The sequence below is a fragment of the Bartonella sp. AA74HLJMH genome, from assembly GCF_042197045.1.
GTDB lineage: Bacteria > Pseudomonadota > Alphaproteobacteria > Rhizobiales > Rhizobiaceae > Bartonella.
In genome coordinates this window covers 1-20351 of the sequence record NZ_JBHIRJ010000020.1, presented here as the reverse complement: position 1 = coordinate 20351, position 20351 = coordinate 1, and the positions used below count along the sequence as shown (strand labels likewise).

Annotated in this window: 15 protein-coding genes, 1 tRNA gene and 2 pseudogenes; 8 read left to right on the top strand and 10 right to left on the bottom strand. The window is 37.5% G+C overall.

The features are described from left to right. Positions 1-18: 18 nt before the first annotated feature. Complete coding sequence (locus tag ACFINH_RS08020) at positions 19-1185, bottom strand: tyrosine-type recombinase/integrase (RefSeq protein WP_375632597.1); 1167 nt, start codon at positions 1183-1185, stop codon at positions 19-21. A 176-nt stretch (positions 1186-1361) separates the two neighbouring features. Between ACFINH_RS08020 and ACFINH_RS08015 the strand changes: the two are divergent. From ACFINH_RS08015 to ACFINH_RS08005, 3 genes and pseudogenes are all read left to right on the top strand, one after another. Next, a pseudogene (locus tag ACFINH_RS08015) lies at positions 1362-1526 on the top strand (exonuclease); the annotation flags it as partial. Between the two features lie 119 nt (positions 1527-1645). Further along, on the top strand, positions 1646-1864 hold the full coding sequence (locus ACFINH_RS08010) for a hypothetical protein (RefSeq protein ID WP_375632596.1): 219 nt from the start codon (positions 1646-1648) through the stop codon (positions 1862-1864). A gap of 6 nt (positions 1865-1870) precedes the next feature. After that, positions 1871-2914: a tyrosine-type recombinase/integrase gene (locus tag ACFINH_RS08005; RefSeq protein ID WP_375632595.1), complete on the top strand. Its 1044-nt coding sequence runs from the start codon at positions 1871-1873 to the stop codon at positions 2912-2914. A gap of 277 nt (positions 2915-3191) precedes the next feature. On the opposite strand, the gene ACFINH_RS08000 is transcribed toward ACFINH_RS08005, so the two are convergent. From ACFINH_RS08000 to ACFINH_RS07975, 6 genes are all read right to left on the bottom strand, one after another. After that, on the bottom strand, positions 3192-3437 hold the full coding sequence (locus ACFINH_RS08000; RefSeq protein WP_375612377.1) for a DUF4170 domain-containing protein: 246 nt from the start codon (positions 3435-3437) through the stop codon (positions 3192-3194). A 46-nt stretch (positions 3438-3483) separates the two neighbouring features. After that, complete coding sequence (locus ACFINH_RS07995; RefSeq protein WP_375612376.1) at positions 3484-4290, bottom strand: 3'(2'),5'-bisphosphate nucleotidase CysQ; 807 nt, start codon at positions 4288-4290, stop codon at positions 3484-3486. After that, complete coding sequence (locus ACFINH_RS07990) at positions 4277-5608, bottom strand: TldD/PmbA family protein (protein ID WP_375612375.1); 1332 nt, start codon at positions 5606-5608, stop codon at positions 4277-4279. The genes ACFINH_RS07995 and ACFINH_RS07990 overlap by 14 nt, the downstream gene beginning before the upstream one ends. A gap of 1715 nt (positions 5609-7323) precedes the next feature. Beyond that, positions 7324-7773, bottom strand: coding sequence for a hypothetical protein (locus ACFINH_RS07985; protein ID WP_375632594.1), 450 nt, complete (start codon positions 7771-7773; stop codon positions 7324-7326). A 544-nt stretch (positions 7774-8317) separates the two neighbouring features. Further along, entirely contained in the window at positions 8318-8884 is a 567-nt protein-coding gene (gene rsmD, locus ACFINH_RS07980) for a 16S rRNA (guanine(966)-N(2))-methyltransferase RsmD (protein ID WP_375632593.1), read from the bottom strand. Then, positions 8865-10265 (bottom strand): pseudouridine synthase, encoded by a 1401-nt coding sequence (locus ACFINH_RS07975; RefSeq protein WP_375632592.1) that lies wholly within the window; start codon positions 10263-10265, stop codon positions 8865-8867. Before ACFINH_RS07975 ends, rsmD begins: the two co-directional genes overlap by 20 nt. 269 nt (positions 10266-10534) lie before the next feature. Between ACFINH_RS07975 and ACFINH_RS07970 the strand changes: the two genes are divergently transcribed. After that, a complete protein-coding gene (locus tag ACFINH_RS07970; RefSeq protein WP_375632591.1) occupies positions 10535-10981 on the top strand; it encodes a nucleoside deaminase in 447 nt (148 codons plus the stop codon). 650 nt (positions 10982-11631) lie between these two features. Here ACFINH_RS07970 and ACFINH_RS07965 read toward each other — a convergent pair. The 3 genes from ACFINH_RS07965 to ACFINH_RS07955 all read right to left on the bottom strand — a co-directional run bounded on the left by ACFINH_RS07965 (position 11632) and on the right by ACFINH_RS07955 (position 17265). Beyond that, positions 11632-12123, bottom strand: a complete 492-nt coding sequence (locus tag ACFINH_RS07965) for a hypothetical protein (RefSeq protein WP_375612104.1) — start codon at positions 12121-12123, stop codon at positions 11632-11634. Between the two features lie 178 nt (positions 12124-12301). Beyond that, complete coding sequence (gene ileS / locus ACFINH_RS07960; RefSeq protein WP_375632590.1) at positions 12302-15217, bottom strand: isoleucine--tRNA ligase; 2916 nt, start codon at positions 15215-15217, stop codon at positions 12302-12304. 248 nt (positions 15218-15465) lie between these two features. Further along, positions 15466-17265, bottom strand: a complete 1800-nt coding sequence (locus ACFINH_RS07955) for an outer membrane beta-barrel protein (protein WP_375632589.1) — start codon at positions 17263-17265, stop codon at positions 15466-15468. A gap of 385 nt (positions 17266-17650) precedes the next feature. On the opposite strand from ACFINH_RS07955, the gene ACFINH_RS07950 reads away from it, so the two are divergent. From ACFINH_RS07950 to ACFINH_RS07935, 4 genes and pseudogenes are all read left to right on the top strand, one after another. Beyond that, positions 17651-18004 (top strand): hypothetical protein, encoded by a 354-nt coding sequence (locus tag ACFINH_RS07950; protein ID WP_375632588.1) that lies wholly within the window; start codon positions 17651-17653, stop codon positions 18002-18004. Between the two features lie 77 nt (positions 18005-18081). Next, on the top strand, positions 18082-18300 hold the full coding sequence (locus tag ACFINH_RS07945) for a hypothetical protein (RefSeq protein ID WP_375632587.1): 219 nt from the start codon (positions 18082-18084) through the stop codon (positions 18298-18300). A 7-nt stretch (positions 18301-18307) separates the two neighbouring features. Next, positions 18308-19192, top strand: a pseudogene (locus ACFINH_RS07940) (tyrosine-type recombinase/integrase). Positions 19193-20128: 936 nt separating this feature from the next. Further along, positions 20129-20218: transfer RNA gene (locus ACFINH_RS07935), tRNA-Ser, on the top strand. The last annotated feature ends 133 nt before the right edge of the window (positions 20219-20351 follow it).

Below are 20351 nucleotides of genomic sequence, written 5' to 3'. Positions count from 1 at the left end.
GGTTATGCACCCCATATCTTAAGATTGACCAGTGACATAAGCCGCCCATTTATCCATATAAACACGGCGCTGTTCTAAATAGTCAGTCCGACGATAGGCACGCTCTACTTTACCTCCTACTGTATGACTTAGAATGGTTTCAGCGACCTCATAGGGGGCATCGGTTGTTTCAGCAAGCCAATTGCGTAAACTAGAGCGAAAGCCATGGGGGCAGGCATCAATCTTATTCTCTCTCATATACTTTGCCATACAACTATCAGCAAGGGGACCGCGACCGGTAGCAGAAAAAAAGAAATCATTGCGAGAGAACAAGCGCGCTTGTTTTAAGATTTCTAATGCCTCTGATGATAAGGGCACACGAAATTCTGTTGTAGCATCACGCAAACCTTTCATATTTTCAGCAGGGATAGTCCAGATATCTCCATCAACTTGATCTTTATGAATATGACGCAAAGGATTGGTACGAACCCCTGTCAGAATAAGCAAACGCAAAGCCAATTGTGTTAAGGTTGATGCTTCGCAAAGTGTTTTATAAAAGGTAGGGACATCTCTCCAATCCATAGCTGGTAAATTTTGTGTTTTATGACGTTGTTTACCTAAGAGCGCGCGTGCTTTTTCTGTTGCTTGTAAATCAACATTCAAACCCAAGGCAGCCGCATGTTTGAGACAAAGATTAAGACGGGTAAGAGCTCTATTAGCTGTTCCAGCTTTTGAATGCCAAATAGGGGCAAGAACATTGCGTATCTCTGTTTGTGTAATCTCAGAAACAGGCAGACAGCCTAATTTAGGGAGAATATGTAGGCGTAAAGGTGCAAACCAATTCCCATCTTTACCATCCCCTTTTAACTCAGATTTCCGACTTTCAAAAGTATCTAAAGCAATATCTTTTAAGTAATGAAGATTGCTTATTGCCTCACGCTTTTGTTTATCGCGTTCTTTAATAGGGTCACGACCCTCATGCAAAACAGAACGCCATTGATTTGCTAATTCACGGGCTTTTTTTAAAGAGACATGTCTTAAGGCACCCAAGCCCATTTCGCGACGCCGACCATGAATGGTATAACGATAAAGCCATTGAGCACCACCATCTTTACGCTTATGGAGAAGCAAGCCGGCACCATCATTATATTTGCCAGCCCCCAATGTTGCGACAGCCCTTGCATTAAGACGATTCATAAGAACCATTTTTACTCCTTTCTTGTACAATTTTTACCCACACACCAGCCCCGCTTTTGACGTGCAAGGGAATGGTTTTGATTGATTCAAGATAAGCAGGTTTGAAATGAGAGAATCTTACGTTATTCGAGACTCTCAATCAATATGCAAAACAGTGAATTATCATTATAAATCAATTTGTTGCCGTAAGCTATGACCCACGTTTTACGGGGGAATTCTTTCACTTGCGTATGAAAGTCAAGCGTGTTCTCCGTGATGATCAACAAATTGAACAGATCAATCAAGTTGTTGAAGCCTTTTTAGCAGAGATAGAACGAGAGATGCAACAACTCTCAACAAAAGCTGCTTAACCTTATGGGGGTGTTTTGTTCCCCGCATATCTACAAGCATCCCCACCCTTCTTAACACTTTCAAGTAATGCGTGATTCACGCCACACGTGAATTGCATCTCAATGTAAGGAGAAAAGATATGGCACCTCGTCCAGCTGCTATAACGCAACCAGCCATTGCACGCGCTTTAAGAGAAGCTAAAAAACAAGGATGTGAACTCGTAGAAATCAAACCTACAGGGGAACTGCTTATCTATCTTAAAGCAGATATTCCAATACCAAATTCAGTTAGCCACCCAGACAAACTTTTAGATTTGTCAAAGAATGAATATTACGAAACCGCACTCTCTAAGATGTAAAATACCATGCCTAAACCACGTCCTCCTCATCTCGTTAAACAAATTACTCAACATGGCAAAATTGTATGGTATGTACGTATTGGTCATGGACCACGTATTAGAATACGCGGTACCTATGGAACGCAAGAGTTTGTTGACAACTACAAAAGCGCACTTGCCGAGTTACAAGGGCTTATACTTCCTAAATCAAAAACCGGTAAACTTGTTGAAGGGTCATTTGCATGGCTACTTAAACAATACTTTAACAGCTCTAATTGGCATAGCTACACTAAAGCTACAAAAAAACAAAAAGAACTCATCCTTATGAAGGTATGTGATAGCATAGGAAACATTCCATACAAAGCAATTGAAAAGAAACATATCATAGCCGGCGTTGAACGACGCAAAGAAACACCAGCAATGGCTAGAAACTTTCTGAAAGCCCTTAATGGGCTTTTTAATTGGGCGATTGACCAAGGTCTTTTAGAAAATAATCCAGCCTTAGGTGTTAAAAGACCAGCCCTTCACAACAAAGATGGGTTTGCTGTTTGGACAGAAGAAGATGTTGAGAAATATTATCAAAGATGGTCCCATGGCACCCATGAACGCGTTTGGATTGATGTCCTTTTGTATACGGGTTTGCATCGTGGTGATGCGGTCCGCATTGGCTGGAAAGATGTAAAGAATAATATCATTCATCTCAAAACAGAGAAAAGTAAATTCCAAACAGATGTCTTTCTACCTATTTTACCGGAATTAGCCAAAACGCTTGAAACTGGTCCTATTGGAGAAGAAACATTCATCTGTAGTAAAGTGAATCAAAAATTCACCAAAGAAAGCTTTGGGAATGCATTTAGAGACGCTTGTAATGCGGCTGGAATTAAAAAATCGGCGCATGGATTAAGAAAATTAGTCGCAACACGCGCAGCTAATTCTGGAACAACAGTATCACAACTCAAAGCAATTTTTGGCTGGACAAATGATGCTATGGTATCTCTTTACACAAAGAGCGCAGATCGTAAAAAACTCGCTCTTGAAGCCATAAAAAAGCTTCAAAAAGATGAGGGATAGAGGCAAAAAAACTCAATAGAATCAAGATTCACCTATTCCCTTATATTAGACATAACTATTTTATTTTACTTGCTTTTTATTTGCCTTGCACGGACACTATTATGAAATGGGCTTGGGTGCTTTGGGAGATGTTTCTTAAAAAAACATATGAATTTTAAACAACAAGCATATTCTTTTTTACGGCATTCTATTTTACCCGAAGAACGTACCTATGAAAAGGACGACTAAACAAAAGCATGAAGCAATCTACAGGTTATAATGACCAAATATTCAAGCTTTATTCTGCATCGCCTAACTCAGCATCAAGAAACTGATGCAAATCTACAATGTAATAACGTTGTAATGCATTATCTACACTGCTTTGTGCTTTTGCCTGCCATGCTTCTTGAGCGGATTGATAATCTGAGAAAATACCAACCACATCTAACTCATCAGGATTCTTAAATTGATTACTGTTAAGATTTTTTAATTCCCCACCAAATACAAGATGTAAATATTGTTTTTTTTCTTTGGTTTCAGTCATATGTGCCTCCATATCATTTAGATTATCTTAGCGCGCTTTTACGTGATTAAACTAACTTTGTTTGACGAACAACATCTATCATATCTTGACAGCAATTATTTTTACCAGCAATTAAAAGTCCATACTGGTAAGGTTCAATTCCATAAGATAGTAAAGGGGCATCAAGCGATAAAAAACACCCTCCACACTCCTGCAAAATAAGATCAGCAGCGGCAATATCCCATTCATGACAATTTGGACGAACTAATACGATATCAATTTCATCTTGAGCAACAAGAACAATACGATAAGCAAGAGAAGGAAGATAATGGTAAAGACTGACTTGATTGAGAAAATCATCTGGTAATTTTTGTGCGAGCGATTTATCAAGTGAAATTTTATATTTTCGATGAACCTCAAAGGCTAAACGAGGAAGTTTTATCCCATTTAATGTTGCCCCTCCACCTGTTACAGCTGTATAAACATCTCCTTGAGCCGGACATTGTAGAACGCCCACAATAGGACGCCCATTCTCAATAATGGCAACCGAAATACACCAATAAGGATTGCCAGAAAGAAAACCACGCGTTCCATCAATAGGATCAACAACAAAAGAGCGCTCATAATAATCTTGTTTTTCTCGATTATCTTTTGTTTCTTCTGAAATCCATCCATAATTTGGACGAGCTCCAAGAAGCCTCTCTTTCAAGAAATGATCAACAGCAAAATCTGCTTCACTAACCGGGGAATTACCTTCTTTAATCCAGACATCCAACGTGCATCCAAAATACCGCATTGCTAAATCTCCTGCCTCTCGACAAACATCACGCAAAAGATTTAAATCAGAAGAATGATGCGTGTTATTTTCCTGCAAGTGTCATCCCTTCAATTAACAATGTTGGAGCAGCTGTACTATAACGCCGATCAATATCATTGGCAGGTGTTAAATGTGCTAACATATGAAGCAAATCAGAACCTAGCGTTACTTCACTTACCGGATAAGCAATTTCACCATTTTCAATCCAAAAACCGGAAGCCCCACGACTATACTGACCAGTAATAAAATCAATGCCATGACCGAATAATTCGGTCACATAAAATCCATTTCGCAAATCTTTTATCATATCGCAAGGTGATACTAAACCCGGTTCAATAGCAAAATTTGTACTGGTCGGCTGCACTAATGATGCCGAACGCATACCGTGTCCATTTGTTTTAAGTCCCAATTCACGTGCTGTAGATGATGAAAGAAGCCAATTTTTTAAAATACCATTTTCAATAATATTGAGTGTTTGCCCCTCTACCCCTTCTCCATCAAAAGGATGAGAAGCATTTCCACGTAATCGCAAAGGTTGATCGGTTACATTAACATTAGGCTTCATCACTTCCTTGCCTAGGAAATTCTGTAAAAGACTCGTTTTTCGAGCCACAGAGGCTCCATTGACCATAGATGCGATATGCCCTGCAATTCCACGAGCCGTACGCGGATTAAAAATAACATCAACGCTCCCAGTCGCCGCACGAACTGCACCCAAACGTCGAACAGCACCAAGCCCTGCATTCTTTCCCACAGTTTCTGCTGCCTCTAAATCAGAAAAATGTAAGGCTGTTGTATAATCATAATCCCGCTCCATCTGTGTTCCTTCACCTGCAAGAGCACTACAAGAACGTGAAAAACAACTTGAGCGATAGGCTCCACAAAAACCATCGCTGGTCACAAGAATAAACCCACTACGGCCATAAGCTGTTGCAGCGCCACCAGAATTGCTTACACCTTTAACATCAAGAGCTGCTGCCTCCGTTTTTAAAGCATCTTCTGTTAAAAAATGACTGCTGGGTACAAAATCATCAAAAAGATCAAGATCTTTAGGATACTTAACCAAACACTCTTTATCTGCCAAACCTTCAAATAAACTATCGGGAGAAGCTTTAGCCATCGCAACAGCACGTTCCGCAAGTTCTTGCGGATAAGATCCTAAATTAGCAGAAACACTTGCTACTTTTTTTCCAACAAAAACCCTTAGAGTAAAATCATTGCTCTCTGCTGCTTCTGTCGATTCGACTTTCCCAAAACGAACTGATACACTGGTAGAATGAGCATGAACAATAACAGCATCAGCAGCATCTGCTCCAGAACGCTTTGCTGCTTCAACCAGCGAAACAGCTTTCTCAATCTGGTTTTTGTCAGTCATTATAGACTCCCTAAAATATTTTATTATTTACATTGATAAGCATTCTGACAAATTTATACAAATCAGAATATAACTCTTGTGTATTGATTCATAAGATTATGCACATTCATGCATTCTTTTTCTTTTAATGCATTAAATCATTTCCCTTTTAGCTTCTTTATGAAAAAACGTAATATGCCGTAAAATCTCTTTAGTTTCAAGATTTCTCATGGGCCCTTATCATTTTAGGAGCCAAATCTCCACTGACAATCAAATCAACAGAACAATTGGCAATTAACAAAAGTCTTAGCTATAACACTTGAATTTAAGCCAAAATCCTCAAAAATTCGAAAAGTATAAAATGACTTAAGTCACAAGCCTTATGTCCTCTGGATAGTCAAATAACTTCCTTCATTCCTATAGCATTCTTTAATTTCCAAGCAAGAATCAAGAAAATGCCTTATATTTGTGTATACTTCTTTGCTTCTATAAACTCTCTCATAATAAGATGGCAATCTTGTAAACAAAAAAATATAAACGGAATAAAAAATTTTTCTTGCGTTATTGCTTCAACAAAATGAGCAGTCATACGCTTCTTTATTCTCATAGGCGTGATATTACAAATAACTCATTTTTTATATTTATCAGAAATAAGTTATAATCATAATATTCTCTCTCGTTTCTAATGCGTCTAATCAAGAGCATCTCATCTTTTTTTATGCCTCATCCTTAATCGGTTACTTTGTTATTAAACAGATATAACTTAATAGACTTCTTTTTCCTGAAACAAAAATTCCAAAATACTGGATAGATTTTGATTTAAGAACTACACTCCTTCCTCTTTTCCTTCCATTAAAAAATAAAGAAGCGTAATATTGTTATAAAACGATAATCAATAAAACTTTTATATAAAACTCAATGTTGTATCTATTGTTCAATTCAATCTACAATAAGCATATTCTTCCAATTAATTTGGGCAAGTTTATCGCTCATAATTGTTTTAATAGATACAAAAATATTTGCAGAAACTGGGATATCTGTGCGCATTTTAAAAAATCGCTTTTTAAACATTTAAACCAAATACATACAACGATACGAGATTAATTTTTACGAAAATTAAGGGAGGTTTTATTTTATCATCTAGAGCCTTTTAGAACTGCACTCTCTAGAAAAGTAATCAAGAAATTATCTTGTAATCTTTCAATAAAATTAACAGTTTGATTTATACTTATAATTTATTGTTTTGTAATTTGTATAAAAAAGCCTAATATCATAAAATTCTCTCTGTTTCGAACCTATTCATGTTGAGTCAATCACAACTATTTGCGAGCAAATCATAAGTAAGGGGCGTATGAATGAAAACTATTTAAGAAGAAATCAAAATGCCTCTTATGAAGATTTTAAATGCAAAAAATATTGCAACATTAGAAACAGGCAAATATTATGACGATATGGACCTACATCATAAGAGAAGTAATGAACTTCTGAACCTTTCTCATTTTCAATGAAGAAAGCATCTTATAAGCTTTTATATATAAAAAAATTCAATGAATTTCATAAGATCTTTGGTGCAAAATTAATTTTCTCAGATGATTTAACTCGATTTCAACAGCTAACTAAAACCAAATCATAGCTCGCTCATCAATTTGCTATATACTCATAACTGATTTCATTCTAACAAGGCTAAGAGTTCTGTACCTTTTTTAAGGTATTAACTTCTTTATAAATGCATCCTCTTACAAAATGCTTTTGTTTTCAGTAAGAGCACGTCTACTCATTTCAATCATTGCATCCCGAAGATGTAACTTAATTTTTGATCCAATAATCATTCCAAATAAAGGAGCAAGTAAACCAGACATAGTTACAGTATGACGAATTTTGTTATTTGAAGAACCCGATTTTGTTGAACAAATATATTCATGATTAAAACTCATACGTGTAAAAGGAAGTTTAGCATAATCAGAAAAACAAACATTTTTTATAACTTTATCAAGTGTAAAAGTTACTGTAGGTCCCTTTTTAGGTTTCATGCGTCCTATAGCGCCTTCTTTGAAAGGACCAGAAAGTTCTACCCACTCAAGTTCGTGATCCCAAGAAGGCCATGATGCCACATCTTCCCATATAGCCCAAATTTGCTCAGCACTTGCTTCTGTACTAATCTCTTCACTATATATCCAATTAAACACGATAATCTCCCTCTTTTTTACAAATCACTTATCTTTAGTGATAAAGAGTATTATAAAAAAGTACCCTTAAAGCTGCACAACGATAAGATACTTAATACTCTCAGATTTACTTAATATGTAATGATTAAATCAACAAGGGATACTACTAAACTAAACAGACAAATACTCAGGATAAATGAACAATATTTTCAATACTAAACAAAATATCTTTTTTAAATTTATACAATAACAAAAATAGAAGTTACGCATCATATAAGATATAAATGCAAACTGCACAGCTTAAAGCTTTCAACTGCTGATGAAATGTGATGATTAAGGTATAGCAGAAAAAAATTAAACAAAAAAGATCATAACTATTATCGAGGAATATATATCCTATTGGAGAAAAAACATCCTTCTGTAGTAAAGCTAATAAAAATTCATCAATTCCTTTAACATTAGAATCTTTTATTGATTTTCTACTTGACCTTTTAAAAACCATATAAAATGAAGAAAACTGTGTAAAAGCATTTTTTCATCCTATCGGATAAAAACAAGAACTTTCTCAAGATGTAAGCGATCGTAATTTATAGAGACGTATTGCTGTCTCACCATAAAAACGCTCATCGTCTAGATAAAAGACGTTAGGTAAATAAATCATTGTATCTTTCTTTTCTTCAAGTATGAAGAGTGTATCAGCTTTTGCCCACCCTCCTCGCAAAGCTTCTACAAAAGCACGTTCACCTAAACAACGGCTATAGGGAGGATCAGCGCAGATAACATCAAATGGCAGCATTGTGCCAATATTGCCAAGTTTGGTCGCATCACGACGCAAAATCCGTCCTATCGACTGTAATTCAAAGGCTTCGATATTTTTTTGAATTACCCCACGCCCCTCAACCGAGTTTTCAACAAAAACAGCAGCCTTTGCTCCACGTGAAAGTGCTTCGATGCCTAAAGCACCAGTCCCAGCAAAAAGATCAAGGATGCGTTTATTGGTCCAAAATTGTTCTTCACGGCTAGAAAGAATATTAAAAAGGCTTTCACGTGTACGATCACTCGTTGGGCGAATCGACTGATTAACAGGCGAAAACAAAACACGCCCAGCAAATTTACCGCCTATGATCCGCACGTGGACCTCCAAATCGCTTCGAAGTTTTTGCAGCGTCCCTATGTGGTTTAGATTTTTTCATAGCACCACCAAACGATTTTACCTTTTTCTTTCTCTCAAAAGAATGCTCATCATGACCACCTTTTATCATTTTCTCTTTATCCTTTAAAAAGCCATCTTTCTTACCAAAGGGATGCGTCTCGTCATAAGATATTTTGCCATGTTTTTGAACAAAACTTTCCCTCTTCTCTTTGTATGACGGATTTTCTTTTAGTTTTTCCTTGCCTCGATGAAATGATTTTCTACCATCCAAATCGCTCTTATGACCATGCGATTTCTCCTCACTATAAGAAGGCTTTCTACGTGCACTTTGCGGACGTGCACCAGGAGCCATCCAAACATTAGCACGGCGAGAACGCGGTAGAAAACGCTCTGCTTTTCCTTCTTCACTTTTCTCCTTCTTTACATTCTCATGAGACTTTGTACTTAATCGTGCGCGACTATGTTCAACAGAACCATCTCTTGGTCGGCGTCGTATTGCCCTTTCACTTGAGAAAACCCAACCATCATTTGCAATAGAAAGATCTTTCTGGCTTTGCTTTTCTGCAACAACTGCAGAATTTGAAAATGGCTTAAGAATAGGAGCATCAAAATCTGCATTGGCTTGCATAATCAAACGCTCCCCCAACTGATCTCGTAACATCCGCCCTTTTAACTCTTGCACGGCTCCTTCTTCTAAATCAGAGAGATGAAATGGACCATAAGATACACGTATTAATCGATTAACTGATAATCCCAATGCCCCTAAAACATTCTTTATTTCACGATTTTTTCCTTCTCGCAAAGCGACAGAAAGCCATACATTCGACCCTTGTTCGCGTTCAATTGATGCTTCAATCGAACCATAAAAAATACCATTAATCGCAATACCATTTTTAAGGTTATCCAACGCGCTCTGCTTGACTCTTCCATGAGCACGGACACGATATTTGCGGACCCACCCCGTTACAGGAAGCTCTAATACACGCGCTAAGCCACCATCATTGGTTAAAAGCAAAAGCCCTTCCGTGTTAATGTCAAGCCTTCCAACAGAAAGAACACGCGGCATTCCTTTTGGTAAATTACTAAAAACTGTAGGTCTGCCTTCAGGATCACGGTTCGTGGTGACAAGACCTGCTGGCTTATGGTAAAGCCATAAACGCGTTCGTTCTATAGGAGGTAAAGGTTTGCCATCAACTTTAATAACATCAGAGCGGCTAACATTAAAAGCAGGCGTTGTCACGACTTTACCATTCACAGAAATACGACCTGCAACAATCATCATTTCTGCATCTCGACGCGAAGCAATACCAGCACGCGCTAACCTTTTAGCAATTCGTTCACTCTCATTATTTTCATTCATTTGCGTTTCAAACCAATCTTTGCAAGTATGTTCAGAAAATTATTCACATGCACCATACCGCTTATCCTGAAAAAGGAAGTAGCATAATCATTTATCATTTTCTATCCTTTAACGACAATAATGTATCTGTCGACTTGCAAGTTTGTTTTAAACTCTTAAAAAAATAGAGGTATTCTTTTCATTATAAAAGCGTAATAAATTATTCATTCCATAGCATTCCTTATCGAGATAACCTTTAGATTTTCTATACCTTCAGTAGAAAGAATATTATGACTTTGACGCCCATGGAAATAGCCCTTTTAGAAGCGCAAGAGGCTGCAAAAAAAGATGAAGTTCCCGTAGGTGCTGTCATTACACGTGGAAAAGCTATCATTGCACGCGCTGGTAACTTTATAAAATCTGCATATGACCCTACAGGACACGCAGAAATACGCGCAATCCGTATGGCTTGCGAAACATTGCAAAACGAAAGGCTTCCTGATTGCGATCTTTATGTAACACTTGAACCTTGTGCTATGTGTGCCGCTGCCATTTCATTTGCACGCATACGACGTCTCTATTATGCAACAAATGATCCCAAAGGAGGTGCTATAGAAAATGGCCCACGTTTTTATCAGCAACCAACCTGCCATCACAAACCTGAAATTTATTCTGGTTTCAAGGAAAAAGAAGCAGCTCAATTACTTAAAGACTTTTTTATACAAAAGCGATACTAAAAATAATTCTTCTTCCATAACTTTCACTCTTTAAAAACTATCCTACTTCTCAAAAAAGACTGTTAATTCTTCTGATATATATATATAGCAAAAGCTATTTCGAAGCATTTTTTCTCTCTTTTAATTCTGCATATTGTTTCTATTAGATGATACATTCATTCAAAAGAATAATTCATTATTTTGTATATAAAATATAAAGTCCAAAATATCGTAGATATGCTCTCATTTCAAATTACATTGAAACAGTAAAAATCACTTTCTTGCACATCATAAGCGGAATTATCGTCTGGATAAAGAACGTTTTAGAAAAGACTAAAAATGTCTCTTATGAAAGCTCTCAAATGCAAGAATTATCGCAACATTGGAGTCTGTAAAATAAAATGATGGTATCCACTTTCTCCTTCCTAAGCATAAAGTATTGGAGCACAATAGATTTTACGTTATACTAGCCACATGAGCAATGTTGTAAAATGAGCTTGAGAAATGTTTCGTGTTAAGGAAACGCATAAGGAATCTCTCGATGCTGTTGTCATATTGCTATTTCATGAGAATCCCCCCCTCCTACAGCAGCATTATAACTGCGCGCGAATGAGAGCTTGGTATCATAAGTAATTGGAAAAATACTTTACTTTAAATGTTTTGTCTTTTCCCTATCGACCAATAGGTGCGGTTTTTGCCGGTTGGCGATAACTTAAAGGTGGTTCAGTGAGATAGCGACGGTATTTTGAACTTCCAACTTGTGCTCTCTGACGACGTAAATATTCCTGTCGTTGCTTCGCATTCAACTGTGAAGGATTTTCTGAACCAACGCCATTAACTGACGATCCTTTGTGAGGAAAAGGAGTATTTCCTTGATGCTTCTTCGATGCTGCCATTTCATTGACAGATCTATCTTGTTGTGGTACCGGCAAAAATCTGCGTGAACTAGGGCTTGGTATTACAAGTTTTGGATGAGGTTTCATAACAATCTGGCTGCTGTTATTTGTTGGTGTTAATGAAGTGATATTAGCAACATCTTCAAAAAACTGTATTGAAACTGGTTTATTGGTACCATAGGTAGGAGCGGATAAATTGCATCCCGTTAAAACAAAGCACATCCCTAAAATTCCTATTGGAAATATTTTTATTTCACGTTTTCTCACTGCCTATTCCATTTCCTAGGTGTATGGCTGATTAATATTCCCGTTATTTATGAGAGAACGGTCCATACACAAATTTCCCCCCCTGCAGATAAAACAACGGAATTTTTTTCGTACCACAAAAAACTATATTCATCAATATGAGAAATTTACTTGCATTTCTTTCCTTTGATCTAAAACTTTAAATCTTGCCAAGAATCTGCAATTCCCGCAAAGCAGCTGCATCACGAGCAGATACATCCGGATAAGCTGGATCACTTCCAACATCTTGTGTATAACGCCATGATCGAGCACATTTTTTTCCTAATGCCTTCTCTGGATATACACCAACACCTTCAACATCATTCAAAGTAAAAGCATCAGAAGGTATCGTGTCCTGCGTAATTGTGAGTGCACTGGTAATACAGATCTCCGCCATATCCACATTTTCTAATGCCTCTCGTAAAACCAGATTGGAAATAAAAACAATAGGCGCAGCTTCCAAAGAGGATCCAATACGCTTATTAGCACGTTCAAGCTCTAAAGCACCTGTCACAACTTTACGGACCTGCCGAATTTTTTTCCAACGCTCAGCCAAAGATTGGTTTTGCCATTCTTCTGGTACAGAGCGAAATTGTTCCAAATGCACCGATTGGCTTTCTGGATAACGCTCTAACCAAGCTTCCTCCATAGTAAAAGGCAACATTGGAGCAAGCCATGTGACCATACGCTCAAAAATCTCACGGACAACCTGCAAGGAGGCCTTGCGTTTTTTTGATGAAGGCGCATCACAATAAAGAGAATCCTTGCGGATATCAAAATAAAATGCCGATAACTCAATGATTGAAAAATCCAATAATGCACGCATAATCTTTTTAAAATCAAATTCATCGTAAGCGCGATTAATCAACTGATCAAGTTCAAAAAGCCTATGCAATATAAATTTTTCAAGATCCGGCAGTGCACCATAAGATACTTCTTCTCCATCATCATGTGCTAAAGTTCCTAGCATCCAACGAATTGCATTGCGTAGTTTACGATATGAATCCACATTTGTTTGAAGTATTTTTTTGCCTAAACGCTGATCTTCCCAATAATCGGCTGTCATAACCCAGAGACGAAAAATATCAGCTCCAGATGTTTTAATGATTTCTTGCGGAACAACCGTATTGCCTAAAGATTTAGACATTTTCTTACCATTCTCATCCAAAGTAAAACCGTGTGTGATCACGGACTTATAGGGAGAACAAGCACGCGTACCACAGCTTTCCAAAAGAGAAGATTGGAACCATCCGCGATGTTGATCTGAACCTTCAAAATAAACATCAGCAGGCCATTTCAAATCAGCCCGATCTTCTAACACAAAGCTATGGCTGGCTCCAGAATCAAACCAAACATCCAAAATATCATAAACCTGTACCCAAGGCTCATGTGCACGCTCACCTAAAAAACGTTCACGTGCTCCTTCAGCAAACCATGCATCTGCCCCTTCTGCTTCAAAAGCCCGTAAAATACGCTCGTTCACACCTTCATCTTTTAGAATAACACCATCCTCATTTGCAAAAATACAAATAGGAACACCCCAAGAACGCTGACGAGAAAGAACCCAATCAGGACGATCTTCTATCATAGAAGCTAGGCGGTTTTGTCCAGAAGATGGCACAAAACGCGTTTTTGAAACAGCTTCCAAAGCCCGACTACGTAAAGTTGAACCATCCCCAAAATCTTTATCCATTGAAATAAACCATTGCGGTGTATTGCGAAAAATAACGGGTTTTTTTGAACGCCAACTATGGGGATAGGAATGCTTTAAACGCCCCCGTGCAAACAATCGATCTGCTTTAATTAAAGCATTAATGACCTCTTTATTGGCATCACCCATTTTTCCATTATCATCAATAACACGTGCAGGTCCTCCTTCACGATCTGGTCCTAAACCTGGAACATCTTTCGTATAGAACCCTGCATCATCAACAGGAAACGGTATAGATGAATCAATCCCCGCTTGCTCCAGTAAGGACTTATAATCATTCCAAATTTCAAAGTCCTCACGCCCATGGCTTGGTGCTGTATGGACAAAACCTGTACCAGCACTCTCTGTTACGTGCGAACCATCAAGCAATGGAATTTTATAATTATACCCTCCAGCTAAACCTTTGAGTGGATGAGAAAGAACAAGAGCTTTCAACTCTTCAGAAGAAATAACACGCAAATGCTTCAAAACAAGTTTGGCTTTTTCTCCACAACTCATCGCTAAAGCGTCTGCAAAGAGAAGCTTTTCTCCCACTTGAGGACCAAAATCATTTTCAGCACTTTCAACTTCGTAAATACTATAAGAAATTTGCGAAGAATAACTCACTGCACGATTGCTTGGAATCGTCCACGGTGTTGTTGTCCAAATGACGACATGAGCACCATATAAATCATCAGAATTTGCTTCAAAAACAGGAAACTTAACCCAAAGCACCTCTGATTCATGATCATGATATTCAATCTCAGCCTCTGCCAAAGCCGTACGTTCCACAACAGACCACATCACTGGCTTGGAACCACGATAAATCTGATCTGACATAGCAAATTTTATCAATTCACTGGCAATGCGTGCTTCTGCATGAAAAGCCATTGTAGTATAAGGCGTGTTAAAATCTCCCACAACACCAAGGCGTTTAAATTCTTCACTTTGAATAGTTACCCAATGCTGTGCAAATTCACGGCATTCTTGACGAAACTCGTTAAGAGGTACCTCATCCTTATTTTTTCCTTGTGCTCGATATTTTTCTTCAATTTTCCATTCAATTGGAAGCCCATGGCAATCCCAACCAGGTACATAATTTGCATTAAAACCGCGCATTTGGAATGAACGAACAACCACATCCTTTAGAACTTTGTTTAAAGCATGCCCAATATGAATATGACCATTTGCATAAGGCGGACCATCATGAAGAATATAAAATGGACGATCTTTTGCTTGTTGGCGCAATTGCGCATAAAGCCCCATATCTTCCCAACGCGCCATCAATTCAAGCTCTTTTTGCGGAAGCCCTGCACGCATAGGAAAATTTGTCTGTGGGAGATAAAGAGTTTTTGAATAATCTATTGTTTCATTTTTCACAGCCATTGTGAAATATCCCTGTCCACTTTTACGATTTCATTTTTGCATAACTTCCCTGAACCCTGCAACTCTGGTTTTTATCTATAGGGAAAGCCGAGCTTATCATTCGTATTAAGCAGCGATCAGGAAAATATATCATCACAATCTATGGGCTTTATCATGAAATTCACAAGAAAAGAAACCAAAAAGTGATCTTAAAAAAAATAAAGGCTCCACTGACAGTGGAGCCTCTTAGAAATTTACTCTTTAAAAAATTAGAATTTATAAGCTACACCAACACGGAAATCATTGGTTTTGTAGTTAACTTCAAGTTTTTCCTTTGCAAATTTCTTTTTACCAAAATCAGAGTAACGATATTCTGCACGTACAATCACATTATCTAGAAGCGAGAAATCAACGCCACCACCAAGTGTGTAACCAATCATAGTTTTTGTTTCATCAGCTAAGTTCTTAGAAGAAACGACTCTTCCATCCTCATCCTTAACGGATATTGATACAGTGTCTTGGAATTGTCCATAAGCAATACCACCAGCAAGATAAGGCATAAAGCGATCAGCAGCAAAACCAATACGTACCCGTGTAGCACCACCCCAATTTTGTTTGAAAGTATGACTTAAAGTTTCAACTGCATCCTCTTGATCAAGACCAAGTTCAGAAGCCATCTTTTTTATTTGTTCTATACCATATACACTGGAAGCGTTCTTATCCACCGCTTGTGTACTTTGTGCACCGTGTCCAGACATATTCTGTCCACCATGAGAACGAGAAGCATGTGGATTAGTACCATTCGGATGAGCACCAGAGCTATGCCCACCTGCATGAGGTGCACCATGTGCATTAGCATTTCCACTACCATGGGAAGAACTATGATGACCTCCCTGTTGGGCTCCGCTTGTTCCATTAGAAACTTTTGTTTCTGAACCATTGGATGATCCTGATCTCGCGAGTACAAGTGATGAACTCGGTACTGTTCTTTCTACTACCGATGGTTGTGATACAGATTGTACCGGTGTAGGTGCTTTTACTGCTGGCTGACTTGCTTCTGTTCCTGTTGATGGGGTAGAGAATGTTAGTTTTGTTACAACTGATTTTGCAGGTACCGCCACCGCTGACTGTACTGCTGGTGTGGCTGAGATGGATTGTACTTGTGAAGATCCCGCTAATATAGATGTTGTTTCTGCAGATTTTGCAGACGCATCTGCTCTTTTTGTCTCAACTCTTGATGATTGGTTTCCTGTATCTGATCTTCCTAACGAAAGCTCTGACTGGACCAGTGTTCTTGTCTCTGTGCTGGAGGAGGGTTGTTTAGATGTAGAAACTGTTGCTGTTTCTGCGCCTGTTTGTGGTTTTGTCACTGGCTTAGAGGACCCTCGTTGTCCAGCTAACGATGCTGATGTTGGGTTTGAAACTCCTAATGTTTTTCCTTCCACTTTCACTGTTTCTTTTACTGTTGTAGCATTAGGATTGCCAGTTGTTGCTGTTTTCCCTGATTGGCTTACGCCTGGATTTGGTTGTTGATTTAAATTTTCCCGCGTAGATTGCGCTTGGACAGTTGATTGTATTGGTGTATTTGACGTTAAGGTTCCTGCTACTGGTGACACTGGTGTTCCTGTTGTGGTTACACCTTCTGCGGATCTGCGAGATCTTACGACTGCATTTTCTACTGTAGTGTTATCAGCTGCACCTATGGTAATGGTCTTTGTGTGCTTTTTTCCAGATATCATTAAATCCGTATCGATACCAAAAATAAAGTTGTCACCGAGATCAATATTAGAACCTGCATAAAAACCACCTGCAAAACCTGAAAGTTTAGGAGAGAACTCTTTATCCAGTGGTAAACTCTTTTCTTGACCAACAAGAGCCATATCAGCTTTGCTCGAAAAACCACCAGCTTGGACACCTAAATAAAGACCTGTCCATGAAAAAGTAGGTGCAACAATGGTAGAAGCAGTCGATGATGCTGGCTGATGAGGAATCATAACATCAGCAGCTAGTGCTGTAGACGCTGAAATTAAAGAAAAAATAGACGCTGTTATTAAACGTTTTGTATTCATAAAATCTCTCCAAATATCCAAAATGAAATTCATATAGAGCATCTTTTCTGAAATATCTGTAGCAAAAATGACACACTCACAAAAAAATAAAGAATTTTTGTGCAATAAACAAATTATATCAAATTTTTTAAACAAAAAGCGCGTTGCAATCACCTGTTTTGAAGCCAATGTATGCATGTGTCATAGAGGACAACTCGCATTAGCTCTCACTCAATTGCCTGATTGGAATTATGAAATTAAGCACATCTAAAAAATAAATTTGCATATTTTTAAAAAATGGGAGTGTCCATATGTCACCTAGCACACCCCTACTCATTCCTAACAACTTTTAAGTAATGCATGATTCACGCTACGGGTGGATTGTGCCAAATCAAGGAAATAAATCATGGGGAAAAAATACGAATTGACTGATGAAACAATAGAGTTTGATGGATACATTACGCTTTACCGTATCCATGAATTGAGAGACTTTAGAGATGAAAAGGCAGGTAATCTTGACAGCTTTATAGAGGATGAAGACAGTTTAAGTCATGAAAACGATTGTTGGATTTATAATGATGCCAAGGCGTATTCCTTTACCAATATTTACGATAGCGCTAAGATTTTTGATAACGCACAAGTTGCTTATAATGCACAGATTTTTGGAAACGCAAAAATTTATGATAATTCAGAAGCTTGTAACAAAACTATGACCGCCCAGAACGGCGTCCCTTCAACAAAAGACGACATTCCTTTCTAACACCAAAAAACTAACCTTTTAACACCAGCGTGATTCACGCCACATGTGAATTACATCTAAAATCAAGGCGAACAAACATGGGACACCGTCCACCTACTATTACGCAACCAGCTATTGCTCGTGCTGTACGAGAAGCTAAAAAACAAGGGTGTGAATTAATAGAAATAAAGCCTACAGGTGAACTGCTTATTTATCTTAAAGCAGACATCCCAATACCAAACCAAGCTAGTCTTCCAAAAAAGTTATTAGATTTGTCAACGAATGAAGATTATGAATCTTCACTCTCTAAGATGTGAAGTTGCTATGCCAAAACCACGCCCCCTCATCTTGTCAAAGAAATCACACGCCATGGTAAAATTATATGGTATGTGCGTATTGGTCGTGGTCAACGCATTAGAGTACGTGGAACCTATGGAACGCAAGAGTTTGTTGACAACTACCAAAGTGCGCTTGCTGAATTACAAGGGCTTATACTTCCAAAATCCAAAACCGGTAAACTTGTTGAAAGGTTATTTGCATGGCTACTTAAACAGTATTTTAACAGTATCAATTGGCATAGCTTCTCTAAAGTCACAAAAAGAACTCATCCTGATGAAGGTGTGTGATTCTATAGGTCACATTTCATACCAAGCAATCGAAAAGAAACATATTATAGCCGGTGTTGAACATCGTAAATAAACACTTGGAATGGCTAGAGACTTTCTGAAAGGTCTAAACGGACTTTTTAAATGGGCCATTGAACAGGGTCTTTTGGAAAATAATCCAGCTTTAGGAATCAAAAGACCTCCTCTCAAAAACGAAGACGGATTTCCAGTCAAAACAGAAAAAAGTAAATTCCAAACAGATGTTTTTCTGCCAATTTTGTCTGAACTAGCCAAAACCCTTTAAATTGGTCCTATTGGAGAAGAAACATTCATTTGTGGTCAAGTTAATCAAAAACTCTCCAAAGAAAGCTTTGGCGATACATTTAGATAGGCTTGTAATACAGTAGGCATTAAAAAATCAGCGCGCGCATGGTTTAAGAAAATTAGCAGCAACACGCGCTGCTAATTTCGGTGCAACAGTCTCGCAACTCAAAGCAATTTTTGGCTGGACAGACGACACTATGGCATCTCTTTACACAAAGAGCGCAGACCGTAAAAACTTGCTCTTGAAGCCATAAAAAAGCTTCAAAAAGATGAGGAATAGAAGCAAATAAAACTCAATAGAATCAGAAACAACCTATTCTCTCATATTAGACATAAATATTTTATTTTACACATACTTGTGAATGAAACGGCTTTTAAAACCTTGTCTGTTAAAGTTTATGCTCTTTGCCTCTGCATAATTTAGCGTTTTTAAGTTCTATTCTTGAAAAACTATGCAAGACCTTAACAAACTATTTATTGATCTAAGCGTTCAATAATCTTTTCTTCCATTCAAATTACCTTTTTGCTTATCCTAAAGAAAAAAGCATTATAAATATACCTAATTTTCAGTCATATCTGGAAAAGGTTTTAAACTGTCGATGCAAATCTTATACAACGTTTTATTCAAATAGTGTAAATCAGCCCTTTCCTCCAAGATACCCTTTAGACGCATTAAATATCTGAATATTTTTATTTAAAAAATAAAAATCTTTTAAAGAGCTTTCTTATTGAATTGTACTTATTTAAACTCAATAAAAATTTTGCTTGAATATATATGTCATTCTTACAAATTTATCTCTCATAAACTGTCAAAGCAATAACATTTTCTTTTCGCAGATATGACCGATCTAAATAGAATAAATATCTGGAAAGTTAAAATAATTTAAAAATACACGACCGAAATTTAATATAATTTATCAAACATTTTCAACTGAACATTTCTTATTATTATGAAAACGACCATTAGAACTTAAAAAATATTGCTTTGTAAAAAATTTTTAAACAGGAAAAAAATGATAAATATCATAATTACCTTTCATTTTTCAGAAAAAACTATCATGTTTAAAAATGAAACTCTTAGATAACACACTCAAAGAATTAACTTATGAAGAATTATTTTAATTGAAACTTAAATAGTTTTACAAAGAACGCTTTAAAATGCGTATTAAAATGATTGACCTTTTACAAGAAATTTGTCAAAAAGCATATCTAGTTTGGAGGGGTGGCCGAGCGGTTTAAGGCACCGGTCTTGAAAACCGGCGTGCAGGAGACTGTACCGTGGGTTCGAATCCCACCCCCTCCGCCACAGCACTTTTATGGTGCTATAACTTATTGATTTCATGTGTGTTTTTTCAAGGTGCGTGTAGCTTGCCAGCAGGTTTTGTATATTTTGCCACTAGGTTTTGTACCAATTTATTTTTTTCAAAGAGTTTTTAAGG

Coding starts and splice junctions, on each gene's coding strand:
- ACFINH_RS08020 (WP_375632597.1), bottom strand. CDS start 1,185: ATGGTTCTTATGAATCGTCTTAATGCAAGGGCTGTCGCAACATTGGGG.
- ACFINH_RS08010 (WP_375632596.1), top strand. CDS start 1,646: ATGGCACCTCGTCCAGCTGCTATAACGCAACCAGCCATTGCACGCGCT.
- ACFINH_RS08005 (WP_375632595.1), top strand. CDS start 1,871: ATGCCTAAACCACGTCCTCCTCATCTCGTTAAACAAATTACTCAACAT.
- ACFINH_RS08000 (WP_375612377.1), bottom strand. CDS start 3,437: ATGACTGAAACCAAAGAAAAAAAACAATATTTACATCTTGTATTTGGT.
- ACFINH_RS07990 (WP_375612375.1), bottom strand. CDS start 5,608: ATGACTGACAAAAACCAGATTGAGAAAGCTGTTTCGCTGGTTGAAGCA.
- ACFINH_RS07975 (WP_375632592.1), bottom strand. CDS start 10,265: ATGAATGAAAATAATGAGAGTGAACGAATTGCTAAAAGGTTAGCGCGT.
- ACFINH_RS07970 (WP_375632591.1), top strand. CDS start 10,535: ATGACTTTGACGCCCATGGAAATAGCCCTTTTAGAAGCGCAAGAGGCT.
- ileS (WP_375632590.1), bottom strand. CDS start 15,217: ATGGCTGTGAAAAATGAAACAATAGATTATTCAAAAACTCTTTATCTC.
- ACFINH_RS07955 (WP_375632589.1), bottom strand. CDS start 17,265: ATGAATACAAAACGTTTAATAACAGCGTCTATTTTTTCTTTAATTTCA.
- ACFINH_RS07950 (WP_375632588.1), top strand. CDS start 17,651: ATGGGGAAAAAATACGAATTGACTGATGAAACAATAGAGTTTGATGGA.
- ACFINH_RS07945 (WP_375632587.1), top strand. CDS start 18,082: ATGGGACACCGTCCACCTACTATTACGCAACCAGCTATTGCTCGTGCT.